The 14,513-nt window shown below is 46.8% G+C and carries 14 protein-coding genes; 2 read left to right on the top strand and 12 right to left on the bottom strand.

The features are described from left to right. Positions 1 to 29 precede the first annotated feature (29 nt). The 12 genes from ACJJIS_RS14900 to ACJJIS_RS14955 all read right to left on the bottom strand — a co-directional run bounded on the left by ACJJIS_RS14900 (position 30) and on the right by ACJJIS_RS14955 (position 10,529). Positions 30 to 566 carry a hypothetical protein gene (locus ACJJIS_RS14900; RefSeq protein ID WP_445360087.1) on the bottom strand — a complete coding sequence of 179 codons (537 nt, stop codon included), beginning with the start codon at positions 564 to 566 and terminating at the stop codon, positions 30 to 32. Positions 567 to 1,119: 553 nt separating this feature from the next. Beyond that, positions 1,120 to 1,353: a hypothetical protein gene (locus tag ACJJIS_RS14905; RefSeq protein WP_445354759.1), complete on the bottom strand. Its 234-nt coding sequence runs from the start codon at positions 1,351 to 1,353 to the stop codon at positions 1,120 to 1,122. A gap of 135 nt (positions 1,354 to 1,488) precedes the next feature. Beyond that, the gene (locus ACJJIS_RS14910) at positions 1,489 to 1,947 is read right to left on the bottom strand and encodes a hypothetical protein (RefSeq protein WP_475708432.1); all 459 of its coding nucleotides are present in this window, start codon (positions 1,945 to 1,947) and stop codon (positions 1,489 to 1,491) included. Positions 1,948 to 2,102: 155 nt separating this feature from the next. Then, positions 2,103 to 3,659 (bottom strand): transposase, encoded by a 1,557-nt coding sequence (locus ACJJIS_RS14915; RefSeq protein WP_475708433.1) that lies wholly within the window; start codon positions 3,657 to 3,659, stop codon positions 2,103 to 2,105. Positions 3,660 to 3,813: 154 nt separating this feature from the next. Beyond that, on the bottom strand, positions 3,814 to 4,227 hold the full coding sequence (locus tag ACJJIS_RS14920) for a hypothetical protein (RefSeq protein ID WP_445360088.1): 414 nt from the start codon (positions 4,225 to 4,227) through the stop codon (positions 3,814 to 3,816). Between the two features lie 60 nt (positions 4,228 to 4,287). After that, positions 4,288 to 4,725 carry a hypothetical protein gene (locus ACJJIS_RS14925; protein ID WP_445360089.1) on the bottom strand — a complete coding sequence of 146 codons (438 nt, stop codon included), beginning with the start codon at positions 4,723 to 4,725 and terminating at the stop codon, positions 4,288 to 4,290. Positions 4,726 to 4,839: 114 nt separating this feature from the next. Further along, the gene (locus tag ACJJIS_RS14930; protein ID WP_445354763.1) at positions 4,840 to 5,286 is read right to left on the bottom strand and encodes a T6SS immunity protein Tdi1 domain-containing protein; all 447 of its coding nucleotides are present in this window, start codon (positions 5,284 to 5,286) and stop codon (positions 4,840 to 4,842) included. Positions 5,287 to 5,326: 40 nt separating this feature from the next. Next, a complete protein-coding gene (locus ACJJIS_RS14935) occupies positions 5,327 to 6,691 on the bottom strand; it encodes an IS4 family transposase (protein WP_475708396.1) in 1,365 nt (454 codons plus the stop codon). A gap of 162 nt (positions 6,692 to 6,853) precedes the next feature. Then, the gene (locus ACJJIS_RS14940) at positions 6,854 to 7,180 is read right to left on the bottom strand and encodes a hypothetical protein (RefSeq protein ID WP_444915419.1); all 327 of its coding nucleotides are present in this window, start codon (positions 7,178 to 7,180) and stop codon (positions 6,854 to 6,856) included. A 31-nt stretch (positions 7,181 to 7,211) separates the two neighbouring features. Then, a complete protein-coding gene (gene ltrA, locus ACJJIS_RS14945) occupies positions 7,212 to 8,504 on the bottom strand; it encodes a group II intron reverse transcriptase/maturase (RefSeq protein WP_475710362.1) in 1,293 nt (430 codons plus the stop codon). A gap of 597 nt (positions 8,505 to 9,101) precedes the next feature. Continuing rightward, complete coding sequence (locus ACJJIS_RS14950; protein ID WP_445360098.1) at positions 9,102 to 10,025, bottom strand: hypothetical protein; 924 nt, start codon at positions 10,023 to 10,025, stop codon at positions 9,102 to 9,104. A 108-nt stretch (positions 10,026 to 10,133) separates the two neighbouring features. Beyond that, the gene (locus ACJJIS_RS14955; RefSeq protein WP_282931845.1) at positions 10,134 to 10,529 is read right to left on the bottom strand and encodes a hypothetical protein; all 396 of its coding nucleotides are present in this window, start codon (positions 10,527 to 10,529) and stop codon (positions 10,134 to 10,136) included. 812 nt (positions 10,530 to 11,341) lie between these two features. Here ACJJIS_RS14955 and mutS point away from each other — a divergent pair. Both mutS and fdxA read left to right on the top strand, forming a co-directional pair. Next, the gene (mutS, locus tag ACJJIS_RS14960) at positions 11,342 to 13,993 is read left to right on the top strand and encodes a DNA mismatch repair protein MutS (RefSeq protein WP_445360099.1); all 2,652 of its coding nucleotides are present in this window, start codon (positions 11,342 to 11,344) and stop codon (positions 13,991 to 13,993) included. Between the two features lie 139 nt (positions 13,994 to 14,132). Continuing rightward, a complete protein-coding gene (fdxA, locus tag ACJJIS_RS14965; RefSeq protein ID WP_108732342.1) occupies positions 14,133 to 14,456 on the top strand; it encodes a ferredoxin FdxA in 324 nt (107 codons plus the stop codon). Positions 14,457 to 14,513: the final 57 nt, after the last annotated feature.

Here is a 14,513-nt window from a genome sequence, read left to right on the forward strand (position 1 = left end):
AGACGTCGCCTTGCAGCGCTTTGTTAGGGCTAACCCCGGGCACTGCCTCTGTGCTTAAGCCAAAACCCAGAATGATGCTGTGCAACCGACAGCCCTAAGCAGAAACGCTCAATGTTCAGCTGTGATTTTGGAAACGTGAATTCACGCACGAACATCGATTGCAAGAGTACTAGTGCCGCCCCTATCTGGGTAGAAGACTCCGGCCCATGCCCGCCATTTATATAGCTGGGAAAAAAGTCCATCATTTCCCTGAAATGAAGGCGAGCCATTACAACAGCAATTTGTGGGCTAACCATACTACCATTTTTGAAGCGGTTCTTTAGCTCTTCCAGATGCGACTTATTCTCCGAGACAATGAGGCACATACATGCAATTAAGTGCGAACGCCAATTCACATCAAGTAGCAGAGTTTCATAACCTGCATGTTCGGTTTCAAGCTCAGTAGCTAGAGCACTAAAGATAGAAAGATCACTTTCTACTTCAAATGGTTGAAAACTCAAATCAAGGGCCTTCAGGTAGAAGCTACCATCATTACTGAGCTCTTCTAACCTCTTAAATACGTTCATCCACCAATTGCCCTAACGCCCGGTTAATGGGCAAGCGGAGCAACGCGTAGCCTGTCCCAGTGAAAGCTGCGTTTTTCGCAGCTGGAACGAATTGAACCGCTTATTATATTTATGCACTACCAAAGACACGAGCCACACACCGATTACAACCCCAGATTGAAGTCACCAACCCAAGGAAAAATAGAAAGCCAAGAAAAATACAAAGTGACTTTGTAACCATATCTAAAGGTCCTTCGCTTTGGGCTACCCAATATACTCCATAGCCTCCGCCCACTAGGGCAATAAAGCTGAGTATAAAGAGTGTTGGACGTTTCCAGTTTGCTTGAGGCATATCACCCCAAAAGCATAAGAAATTGACAACACTACAAAGATTACAATTTTTTCTCATATGATTTAAATATAACGCCTTTAGCATGGGCGGCCGCTATGGAGCGAAGCGGAATAGTGGACGTCCTGCCCGGCGGCTTTTTGCCGGGCGAGCATACCTAAACTTGTATGGTGTACGGACTCGCAGTATAGCACCATGAAACCATCCCCGATTTTTTGTATGATGCTAACCCCACTGCCCCAAAACGACGACGGATATTGACACCACCAAAAACAGTAAAGCAGCAATAGTAAGCGTTGAAACTAAAATGTACTTGTTGCGATGGAGAGCATACGAACCAAAGGTTAGCTTCGATACAATGCTACCCACTGCGACTGGCGCACCTATAGCTAGGGCTATAGCCATCCAGGGACCTATTGCCTGAATGATTGTGCCTGCGCCGACGAATAATGCTTCCATTCCAAACTCCATCGAGTACACCTAACGTTGCCAGTAGAGGCGGCCTACGCTGTGTGTGTGCGCGCAGCGCATAGCGTAGGCCGTCCTGCGGAGGCGCGCAGCGCCGGAGCGTACTGCCTGGCTAGGTTAGGTGACTTACCGATAAATATGTTCGCCATTCTTCTTTACAAATACAGGTTCTGTTACTGTAAGTCTCTGTCCATCTCTATAAGCAACGGTTTTTAGCTCTAACTGAAAGAACCTGTCGTCCGAATAAAACCATTTAGTTACTGTTGTTTTTACGTTTTCATACTTAGTTCCTGGTGCACCTAATTTACCGAGATTTGCATGTTCGATTTTACTCATGTCGGTTACATGCAGGTCACCTGCCCCGAAGATAATTAAGTAACATTGTGAAGACTCTTCTTTGTAGCAAAGCGCATAAGCGCTTTTCCACTTATTCCACTTTCCCTGGTCAATGGCTAGCGAAAGTTTCTCTCGTGAAATATTTTTGAATTCAGAGATCCGGCTCAAAGTATCTACAAGATCACACTCACCACAAGCAGTCGCTTGTGAAGTAAGAGCTAAAAAAATAGTTAAAAGTATTGATCTCATATTCACCTAACGAGGCTGTAGAAAAACAGTTTTAGAAAAAGCTGTCATTCCTCAGGTTCCTCCAAACAAAAATTTCGGTCTAAATTTAGCGATACCACTAAATTTCTTTCATTGTATTAAATTTAGGCGCCTTGATGCCCCTAATTTATACTCAATCAATGGATACTGCCATATCTCATCAACTTTTCTATATTATGTACCAAGCAGAACATCTGCCATTGTCCCTGAACCTTACTTTTTCCTCGTAGCGAGAAGCGATTCAATCGCTTGTTGGTACCAATGTTCCCGAACACTGGCTCGACAACAGACATTCGATGTCCATAAATGGTCTTGCCTTCGATACTATCAACCCGCTTTTTCATCCAGTCAGTGGCTGTCCGTCCGTTTGTCCAAGTTAGGGATACTTGCCTTCCATGTCCTTTTCGAGAGCTGGCAGATTCCGGGTTTCGCATACACTGATTTTTAAGGCTGCATTCCCTGCAGTCAGTGAGGCGCCCTTCGAACAGTAGTTTTTTCTTACCTTCACTGACATGCTCTTCTTTTAACAAGAGCATCGCTTTTCCTGCAGGACAGATACAGGTTTTCTTTTTCTTGTTGAATGTAAATTCACTAGCTGGGATAGTCTTCTGGACATTAGCCCTACCTTTTTGATTGCGCTTGCCATACTTGGTTTTTTGCTTTGTAAAAGCTTTATCACGTGAACGGAATTTATTGTCAGGTATATAGGCATTGATGCCGCTCTCTCGCAGGTAGCTGTAGTTAGCGTCGTTGGAGAACCCAGTATCAGCAGTAATGATGACCTGTTTGGCCAAGATGTCTTCATCTATTCCTATATGCTGATAATGGCAACTGATGCCATCGAGAATAGGCTTCAATGTATGATGTTCTTGCCCCTCACCAAAGGCCTGTGCTTCAACAACTATCTGATGCTTCCTATCAACTGCGGCAACGCCGTTATAGCCCTGGATGGTTCCCTTGCTGGTAGTCATCTTGGCTGACTCATTGTCTGTGATATTACTTTTTACTTCTTTAGGGTTTTTACCTTGTCCCATCCTGGGGGAGTGATTCTTTAAGAACTGATCAATTTTATCAAAGTGTTTCTGAAGAGTATCCGCCGCTTTAGCTACCGCTTGTTTTCGCTCTTTTTCATTAGGCTTCCTGCCATCAAGCCTCTTGTGCTCTTTGAGACAATATTTGATCTTCTTGAGAATTTTTTCCTGCTTCTGTTCTAGTTCTTTAAAAGTTCCCGAATGTTCTTTGCTGGCATTGGATGGCATCTTGCATCCATCTATTGCGAAAAGTTCGTTGCCAAGCAGCCCCTGCTGATCGCAGACCAGTAACACTTGCTCAAACACCGACTCAATCGCATCAGGATAACTGCTTACGAAACTCGCAATACTAGTAAAATGTGGAACGGTATCGCATGACAGTGCTTTGAAGAGGATATTGTTCTCACATTGCCATTGAATTTCACGGCTTGAGGTAATGCCTTTTGAGTAAGCAAACAATATGATTTTCAGGAGGATAGCTGGATCATAAGCGGTTCGCCCGCCGCTATCATTTTGATATTTTTTATGGAAGACAGAGAGGTCGATATGGTCATCAATCAGATGATGAAGTGTAAACTCAAAGGTTTCAGGTTGTAGTTGCTCTTCGAAATTGATGATTACCATTGCATCTTGGTTGTAATCGTAACGTTTGAAATTGGGCATATGGATAATCTCGACATCAAGACCTCCATTTTAACAAAAAAGCTACCTTTTAAGAGTTTTTCTACAGCCTGAACGACTACAACAGGGGCGGCCGGAGCGTAGCGTAGGCTGTCCCGCGAAGGGCCAAAGGCCCGCAGCAACCTGTTTGTACTTGTTAAATTTTTTGCTCATAGTACAGCGCTACAGGTGAGTAATACATTAATGCCAGTAGCACGCCAGACAGCAGCATAGATATGTCATAGAGCACTTGGCTAAAACCGCTGTAAACCGTGATACCCATGAATGGATACACTGCAAATGTAGTAACAAATCCAGCAGCATAAACATGCCTTGCCCATGACTTGAATAAAAGCAGGCCGATCAGTGAAACCAGCACCATAATGATGGCAACAACAGCCAATACGCCAGCCGCAACAAGTTTTGTGCCTTCAATCTCTGGCTCAATCTCAACAACATAATCAAAAACCTGATCAGTTATTGGGTCAGGCCAGATATAGTCATATACGCCAGATAGTAAGCCTATGGCTAGCGATAATACAATTAGTGTTCGATATTGATTCTTACTCATAGGAATTTACCGCCGCATTCAGCCGCCGCCCAGCTTTGCCCGTCGTGCTGCAATGCCTTGTTATAGGCTTGCAAATGACCCTTTACATATATTATCTGCATTCTGTCTGACTGCAGGCTTCATAGGCGCACGCAGCTCTACGAGGTGGCTGTAAATTCTCATTTTGTTTTCACGGTGGTAGCTTGAAAAGCTAATTATTCTTTCCTGGAATTCATTTGCACCTGTACTTTCATCCCATTTACTGTCATCAAATCTTTTCTTTACATCAATCATCAATGTTTCTGATGCAGGGTGCCTATCTTTTCCATCGTGGAAATACTGGTAGCAGTTCAGAAGGTTTACCTGGTTAAGAAGGTCAAGCTGATACTCATGAAGGTATAGATTCCATCGTGTTTTATTATCGCTAGTTCTCGATTCTATAGTGTAACTATAAGCCATGTAAGAGATAGCAAGAGCCATTATCGCGATTGATATATTTAGCAAAGATTCTGTTTTCATACTGAGATCTCTCCATGCCCTATAACGCCGCCATAACCGGTTTGGGTAAAGTGGCGGCTTTTTTGCGTCAGCGAAAAAGATGACGCTTTACCCAAATCCGAGTTCATGGCCTTGTTATGAGGGTGCATTGATCACTTTAAGATCAACTTTATCACCAGCTTTTAGATCTTTCAGCTGGTATCCGTAGCTTCCAGAAACACGGATTAACTCGACAAACGATATGCTTTGAACATTATCACCATAATATTCACCACCTAACACACCAGGTATTACAAGATAATATTTTCTACCTTCAGGAAGAACCCCAAGCCTACTTATAGCGTCCGATGCAATTTCTTCCATGTACCAATCTTCTATAAAATCCGGCTGTTTAACTAAGACTCTAAAATCTTCAGTAGACTCGGAAATAACCTTACAATAAACGTCTTCTGGAGATAACCTCCAGATTTTTCCTTCAATATCTCTAAGAATGATATTTCCAAATGAGTTTTCATCTATAACATCGATAGGGACAATTCCTGTCCATCCCCATGAATTTCGAACCTCTTCGATGATATTCATATGTGATTACTCATAACGCCTGGCCTGTGTTTTATACACATCATTTAAGTCCATTTAAAGCCTCCGCTGCCTCCATATAATGGAGAAGCTTTGTGTACCCCTGCCAAACGGTTTTAACTCCAGGCTCACCATCGCCGCTCCGCCCCAGAAAGCCTCCAAGTCCTGCCAACATACGAGTTATATCTCTCATACTTGGAGCTTCATTGGGTGGGGAGGTTTTAGCTTGCATTATCCATATCATACGCCACTCTTTTTCAGAGTAGAATTTCGTACACGACGTATCAGGAAGCGTTCGTGCCCGTGTTGTCATGGAGTGTAGACGCCACCCAATAATCATATAGATTGCAATACAGTTCAACATGCGCTGCTCAGTTCTAAAGCGATTACTTTCTATCTGGCATCCGCCTTTCACCACTCGAAAATAGGTTTCAATTTCCCATCGACTTCGATACCACTCAATAATGATCCTCGCTTGCTTAAAGTCCTCAACTGCAAGATCGGTCAGCAGCATCCATTCAATACCTTTTTCCCCTTCTGGTGGGCTTAATTCCTTAGCAAAGACTGCGTAGAGAGAAAGAGGTCGTTTTGATTTTCCTTTTCCCTGCAATCTTACTTCTGCAATGGATACACTGACCTTAGCTTCCCTTTCTGGCCGTCCACTCCTTTTGGGGATACCTACTGAGTATTTCCCGATGGACTTCTGCTTGGTCATATAGTCCCAAAGTAAAGTCGTATCTTCTCCTTCGATCTCTAAACTACGGTTAGCCTTGGCTCGAACAATATAGCTTGCACGCCGCTGTTCATTTTGATCTTCAGCTAATTGAAACCACTCATGAATATCCCCCTCTCTATCCGCGATGCTCACAATCGTGGTTTCAGGGCAGCGCTCTTGTATCTCACAAGCTGATTCATAATGGTCTAGCCAGCGTCGACTCTCTTTATCTTGTATCGACTTGGTATAGCGAGAATTAGCACTAGATTCTTTATCTCGCTGCCACATACTACCTTCAACAACACCCAAATTAATTCTGGATGGTGTTATCGCGATGGAGGTGTGCAAGAGTTGTTGGTTGGTCTCTTTACACCTAAGTGTTCCCATCTCTTTACTTTCTAGGTCAGTGGCAAAATTTAGAAAAGTAGTATCTTGTGGAATAAGAACAACAGGCTGCGCCTTGATTCTCTCAAGAGTTGCCGATTTATGGCCGCTCATAATAGAGTCAAAATTGACTTTATCATTTTCGATAAAGCGATAAGCCGCAAACGTTTCTGCCCAAGTTTTGTTTGCACAAGGAATGCTATTCTTTGGGTCGGAGCTTAAATTACTAAGAATATTAGACAAGCGTTTATTCAAGCGTGTATCACCCATAACCTGATTTTTTACTTCGTCCATGACCCAGTCCTGCATAATTATCCAGCCAAATCTGTAGTTCTTACTGGGCTAAGCTGTAACTTATTGATTTATATGATAAAACTGAAAAAACTTGTGTATAAAACTTAGCGCCTGGCTCATCGGCGAGCGTAGCGAGTCCGGTGGAGGCCGCAGGCCGGAGCGAAATGCAGCCGCTTGTTATGAGTGAAAACTCTCAAGATACACTACTATGTTTTTTGCTGATTTATAAGCTTTTGCACATTCAATGGCACTTGATGAATCACCAAATTTAAAGAATATATCCGCACCGTTGTTTAGTAAGAGTTCGACGAATTCTAGCTCCTCATCTCCTGGACCACCTCCAGACTGAATACAGCTATCTATAGCGCTATCGACAGCTACAGATAATATTGACCCGCCATCAGGGTGTGGGCAATTAACATCCGCTCCCATCTCAATCGCAGACCTCATAGCTACAAGATCTAAATTTTCAAACGCTTCGATTAAATCGCGATCTCTATTCATAAGCTACACATAATCGGGATAGGGAGGCACCTCACGATGCCCCTCCTCCCACACCACCAGGCATACGGGTCACGTACCATGGCGGTTCAATTCTATTCCCCTTCCTATCTGCCAATTCCGGCAGCCCCAAGTTCCTAAAGTATCTATTTGGCAATGCTCTGTAAAGGGCAGGACTTTTGCTTAGCCTCCATGGTCCATGCGCTGATTTGGCCGTGTTCCACGCTAAAAAACGATCAACGCCCAGCCTTCTTAATCTGCGGTAACCACTACGTCCCCATTGCTTCCATAAATAACATCGCAACTTCCGCCTTATCCACTTGTCCAGATCTTTCAGAGGGCTCAGTACTTCACTGATGTCAAAGTACGCTTTCCAACCAAGCAGGGACTTCTTTAACTCTTCTATGATCTGAGTAAACTTGCGGCCTCGTGTTCGGCGGGTGACCATTCTGATCTTTGCCTTCAATTTATTAATCGATGATTCTGATACCTTTATCCGGGCATCCTTCTTCAGCAATCTAAATCCTAGAAAGCTCCGCTTCCAGAAGTGATCCTCTGCACTCTTCTCAGTATTTACTGTGAGCTTCAGCTTACATTTGATGAAGTGCGTAAGGCTTACTTTTATCCGCTCTGCAGACCGACGACTTCCCACCAGTATTTGAAAATCATCGGCATATCGTACAAAACTGAGTTGCCGCTTGTGCAGCTCCCAGTCCAGTTCATTAAGCACAATATTCGCTAGAAGCGGAGATAACGGCCCACCTTGCGGGACGCCTTTTATTGTAGCTATTACCTTGCCATCGACTACCGTTGGCGCTTTTAGGTATCGGTTTATCAACCCCAGCACATCAGCCGGTATTCCGCTTTGCTTCAGTGTTAGCATGAGCTTGTCATGATTCACTTCATCAAAGAAGGATTTCAAGTCCATATCGATCGTCCAGCGCTTTCCTTGCCGGACAAAGTTTTGGACCTGTCTAATCGCCTGGTGTGCCGATCGATTTGGTCTAAAACCAAAACTAAGAGCATGAAACTTCGGCTCCCATTGCTCACTGAGTATCTGTGCGATAGCTTGTTGGATCAACCTATCTTGCACAGTGGGTATACCCAATGGACGCAGGCCTCCATTGCCTTTTGGTATAAAGACGCGTTTCACCGGTTGAGGACGATAGCTACTACTTAACACCTTTTGTCGGGTAGCAATCCAGGTCTGCTTAAGATGTTCCGGCAACTGTTTTACCGTCATACCATCGAGACCTGGCGCACCCTGGTTACGAGAAACTTGTTGTAATGCTCGAAACAGATTATTCCTATCTAGAATTCGCTGCATTAAAAGAGATGGGAAATTGGACAATGTATGATTAAGTTTCCAGTTTGATGTTCATCCAGAAAAAAATATTTTTTTTTCTGGCAACTAAGTTACTTGTCAGATGCAGTCATCAAGCTCTGCATTAATAATACTGTCCAGAATTGTTCAGGCCTTCAGTAGCACGAAATCTACCTACTATGCCCTCTGCTGACTTCTATGGGTCGGTCAAAACCAATCTCTCAGTTTTCAGTTATTCCATTAACAACCCATAGACCTCCCAGGGTAAGACATTTAACTTTCTTCACGTAGATGCTGGATTTATAAAACGTAGGCCAATTGTGGATGGAGAGCTTTATGGTCACGTGCCCACTGGCTCCACCTACGTCACACCTCATATCCAGTTCTTGTTCATCACCCCGTGAATTTGCGTTGAGCTTCCTCCAGCTAATACCTCGCGATATTAACCTTGCCCTTTCGCTAACCTTCGGCTCCACGAATACCTGGTAAGAGGACTTTCACCTCTCTAGTTAAATGCCATGCCTGGCACACACGCCCGCATTTGCGGCTGGTTTGGCGCGCAGCGGAAAACCAGTCCGACAACATGCGCTTGTTAAATGCTTACTCAGAACAATACTCATAACGTTCCGTGACTGTATTTTCCGGACTAATTGAATTCATAACTTGGCACATATGCTTGGGATCAACAGCCAGGCGCCCAAACCAACCTCCCCAGGCATAAACCTTTCTATCCATCAATGCCTCGATGGCGTCAGTGTGGTTTCTTCCTTCTTCCTCGCTTAACATAAGCGCATATGACAATTGCCTGAAACGATCGTACTGATTGAAATCTAAAGGAGCATTGCCAGATGCTTCGTCCAGAATCTTAAACATCGCTGATTCTATTTTGGACAGACTGTCAGCATAGTTTGCTGCCGCTGCCACCTGGGCGGCACTAGTTCCCAGTAGCGTACGATGATCTATCAGATGATAGGCATGCGATGCGTATGGTTTTGCTCTCTCTCCGTGTTGAGCTAGGGTTGTCATGGCAATTGGGCGAGGGTCCTGACGCTTTTTTGATCCTGTTTTGACGTAGTATGGCTGTTTTCGAAAAGCGACTTTAGAAATGCCCTCGAGCATATTATCGGACGGATTTTCCAGCTTGGCATACAGGCGCAATTGGTATAGGTCTGGTGTTGGGTGCACTGGCTCATCAGCGAGAAGCCTTTCTACAGCTTTATATAATCCCTCTGGCTTACAAATATATTTAGACTCCCCTCCTTCTCGCTCAAAAAAACCATTACTTAACTGTTTCTCAATGCCAATCTTTAGGGTTAGTAAATCTGTATCAAGCGCTAGTCCATAGAGTGCTTCAAGGTGGTCGAATACACTTTTAAATTTCTCATCAGCAGGTATGCAAGCGCGAGGGTAAATGTTAGCTGGCCGAATTTCGGCAAACGAATCGTCTTTTCTTTCCGAAACCCAGTAAGTGAAAATCGAACCTATCAGTGTGCCGAATAAGACAAGAAATAAAGATTTCACCATGTGGTTCTACTATCCTTGATGCGCATTTAACGCCGGCCACACAGGCGAGCGCTTTTCGCGAGTCCAGCCAAATGCGTTTTTCGCATTTGGCGATTGTGCTGGCCCTTGTTAAGCGCTACAGGTGGACACATTACTAAACCCCGCTTTTGTAATGATTCCAGACAAAACACCTAATATTGATTCTTCGTCTGAAAGCTTATTTTTTCCCGTAAGCACCTGGACAATAGAGCGAGGCTTTGTGACCATAACACGCCACTCACCATTATTCTTACCCTCAGTCTCTGGTGTGCCACCAAGGCCTATAAAGTATTTATTACCTTTGAAAGAACAGCTGATTTCCCAGCCCCAATCCTCCTGGTAGGTATCAAGAACCTCAATGCCGGCTGATTCCATTTGAGGTTTAAACCAGTCAGCAGCATCTTCGCCAAAGCAGCAAGGATTGATAAAGTTATCCTTCTCTTCAGTAAGATTGAAAACATCAGTTTCAAACGTAATTTCTTTCATGGGATCGCTTAACAGTTAATTCAAAAGCAGCGTCTATATATCACCCTTCTATATAATTCTACCGCCCTCAATCAAAGCCCGCTTAAAAACCCAATAAAATCAAAAAAATACATTGAGTGGCACGAAACGAAACAAGTAGATATAAAGCAGCGTCTTTATAATTCCGCGCTCTCCCTGCTTTATATCATTTTTCACATCCTTTAAAAATCAATAAGTTATAGAATTTTCCCCAGAAATAGGAGCAGCGTCTTTTGAATTCTGATATACGAAGCAGGACTTAGTTATCAGTGCTGTATTTCATCAGCCTACTATGCACATATGTCCCAGCTGGAGGGATGCGCTACCGCGTAAAGAATTGGCTTGCTTAGTACTCGACCTTACTGAGTCAGGAATCTTTTTTGTTGAGATCAGCAGCAGACTCATTAGAGCAAAGAAAAGTGACGGTCCTTACCTCAAAGAGGAAAACGTCCCGCTTCCCTACAAGGCTCTCATAAAATCACAGGGTCGCTGCAGGCCATCCCACTTGCAGTTGATAAGCCATCCATAGTGGTTTGCCCCCCACTCTGCTATTCTGCGCCCCCTATAAAGAAGCCCTTCGAACTTTGGCCTGGACCTTTCTGTTCAGATCTTTCCCGATTGTATGCTTCAGGAACATCAGGTTTGGGCTTGCCGTTCATTATTTGATCGAACGCTTCAGCTTATTAAGCCCCCGAGGAAACCTGCCCCCTACCCCAATCTGAGCCGGCCGCCACTCCTGCGGGGCTCTTGGGGTTTGCGAACACTTTTGTAACTTACTGATTTTCTTAGAAAAAATGCCAAAAACCGCAAACAAGACCAAGGCCGCGAAACCCGAACACACCCCCATGATGCAACAATACATGCGCATCAAGGCCCAGCACCCCCAAGAGCTGGTGTTCTACCGCATGGGGGACTTTTACGAGCTGTTCTTTGATGATGCCAAGAAGGCGGCTGAGCTGTTGGATGTCACCCTTACTGCCCGTGGCAAGTCCGGGGGGGAACCTATCCCCATGGCCGGTATTCCCTACCATGCAGCTGAGGGCTACTTGGCGCGGCTAATTAAAGCTGGTGTTTCCGTTGCCATCTGTGAACAAATCGGTGATCCCGCCACCAGCAAGGGGCCGGTTGAGCGCCAGGTAGTACGTATTGTTACTCCGGGCACGGTCACCGACGAGGCACTTCTCAACGATCGCCGCGATAACCTCCTGGCTGCTATTTCACACTTGGGCGATGTATTCGGCCTGGCACTGCTGGACCTGGCAACCGGTCGTTTTGTGGTTCAGGAAACAGATACTCTGGAAGCCCTGGCCGAGCAGGTGCAGCGCCACAATCCCGCTGAACTGCTTGCGCCGGAAGAGCTTAGCCTGCCGATTGAAATCGAACGCCGCGCGGGCGTGCGCCGCCGGGCACCTTGGGAGTTCGAGCTGGAGAGCGCTTTGCGTCTGCTCAACCAGCAATTCGGCACCATGAACCTGGAGGCCTTTGGTTGTAGCCATATGCACGGTGCTGTGATCGCTGCCGGCTGCCTGCTGCAATATGCACGGGACACCCAGCGTACCGAGCTGCCCCATATTCGCGGCCTGCTGACGGAAAGTGGTGATGAGACAGTCGCCTTGGATGGTGCCAGCCGCCGCAATCTGGAGATTGATCTGAACCTGAACGGTGGCGATGACAATACCCTCTTGTCGGTCTTCGATAGCTGTAAAACCGCTATGGGTAGCCGCTTGCTGCGCCGCTGGTTTAACAACCCCTTGCGCCAGCTGACTACCTTGCGCAACCGCCAAGATGCCATCGCAGCATTAATTGCCGATTATGGCTTTGAGCCTCTGCGTGATGCCCTCAAACCTGTGGGCGATATGGAGCGAATCCTGGGCCGTTTGGCACTGCGCTCTGCACGTCCTCGGGATTTGGCTCGCCTGGGCCAGTCCCTAGCTCAATTCCCAGAAATCCAGCAACAGTTAGCGGAATCTGACGCAACGTTATTGAATGAATTGTGCAGCCAGATCGGCGAGTGGCCAGAAACCGTAGAGCTACTGCAAGATGCCATTATTGAAAACCCTCCGGTAGTAATTCGCGACGGTGGCGTTATTGCTACCGGCTACGACGAAGAACTGGACGAGCTGCGCGCTATCAGTGAAAACGCCGGCGATTACCTGGTGCAACTGGAGCAGCGGGAAAAAGAGCGCACCGGTATTCCCACCCTTAAGGTGGGTTACAACCGGGTGCACGGCTACTTTATTGAAATCAGTCGCGGGCAAAGCGATAAGGCGCCAGCTGAATACATTCGCCGCCAGACCCTGAAAAATGCAGAGCGCTTTATCACGCCCGAGCTAAAGGAGTTTGAAGACAAGGCGCTCTCCGCCAAGAGCCGCGCGCTAGCTCGTGAAAAGGCATTGTACGAAGAGCTAATCAATCAGCTGAATGAGTCCCTGGCAGAGCTCCAAGCCGCCGCTGCGGGTATATCCGAATTAGACGTGCTGGCATGCTTGGCCGAGCGCGCTGACGATTTGCGCCTGTGCCGTCCCGAACTGGGCACTGAGCCTGGTCTGCATATTACCGGCGGGCGCCACCCGGTGGTGGAGCAGGTATTGGACGAGCCTTTTGTGGCCAACGATATTGATTTGCACAATGACCGCCGCATGCTGGTAATTACCGGCCCGAACATGGGCGGTAAATCTACCTATATGCGCCAGACAGCATTGATTGCCCTGTTGGCCCACTGCGGCAGTTACGTGCCCGCCGACAGTGCCCAGATCGGCCTGCTGGATCGTATCTTCACTCGCATCGGCAGTGCCGATGACCTGGCCGGTGGCCGCTCCACCTTTATGGTGGAAATGACCGAGACCGCCAATATCCTGCGCAATGCCACCGAGCACAGCTTGGTACTGATGGATGAGATTGGCCGTGGTACCAGCACTTACGACGGCCTGTCCTTGGCCTGGGCCTGTGCCCACTACCTGGCAGGGGAAGTGCGCGCCTTTACGCTGTTCGCCACCCATTACTTTGAACTGACTGACCTGCCCAGCCAATGCTCTGAGGCCGCCAACATCCACTTGGATGCCACCGAGCACGGCGAGGGAATTGTCTTCCTGCACCGCATCCAGGAAGGGCCCGCCTCTAAGAGTTACGGGTTGCAGGTGGCCAAACTGGCCGGCATCCCCAGTGATGTATTGACCGAGGCCCGCGCGCGCTTGGCAGCATTGGAAGCCGGCGCCCAGTCGGTAGATGTGCCAGCTCCTATTGCTACGCCTGCACCGGCCCCCAAACAGGAGCCGGAAGAAGCCGCTGTGCCAATGGCCGCGGGCCCTGGTTCCCCCCAGCAGGTAGATCTGTTTGGCAGCCCAAGCCACCCGGCCGTGGATGCCCTTGAGGAGCTTGATCCGGACGATTTGACGCCACGCCAGGCACTGGAAGCGCTCTATTCTTTACGCAAGTTACTGAAGTAAAAGACCGGGCGACCCTGGTCGCCCAATTCATCCTGTTATAAACAGTGAACTAAATCGACTGAAAAGCCACTACAATTCGCGCCAGTAATTGATAAAATCCGCTGCACGAAGAATTCAGTGGCACTATCGAGGGACAAACATGACATTCGTAATTGGGGAAAACTGCATTAAGTGTAAATACACCGACTGTGTAGAGGTTTGCCCGGTAGACTGTTTTTACGAAGGCCCCAACTTCCTGGTAATTCACCCAGACGAGTGTATCGACTGCGCCCTGTGTGAGCCGGAGTGCCCCGCCAACGCGATTTTCTCTGAGGATGAGGTTCCGGACGATCAGCAGGAATTTATCGAGTTGAACGCAGAACTCGCCGAGGTATGGCCCAATATTACTGAGAAGAAAGACCCATTACCGGATGCCGAGGAGTGGGACGGCAAGAAGGGCAAGCTGGACCAGCTGGAGCGCTAAACAAGTTCAAAGAAAAAAAGCCGTCATTGACGGCTTTTTTTCTATCTGTGGAAACCC

It is taken from the genome of Microbulbifer maximicatervae (SeqCode) (genome assembly GCF_056231245.1).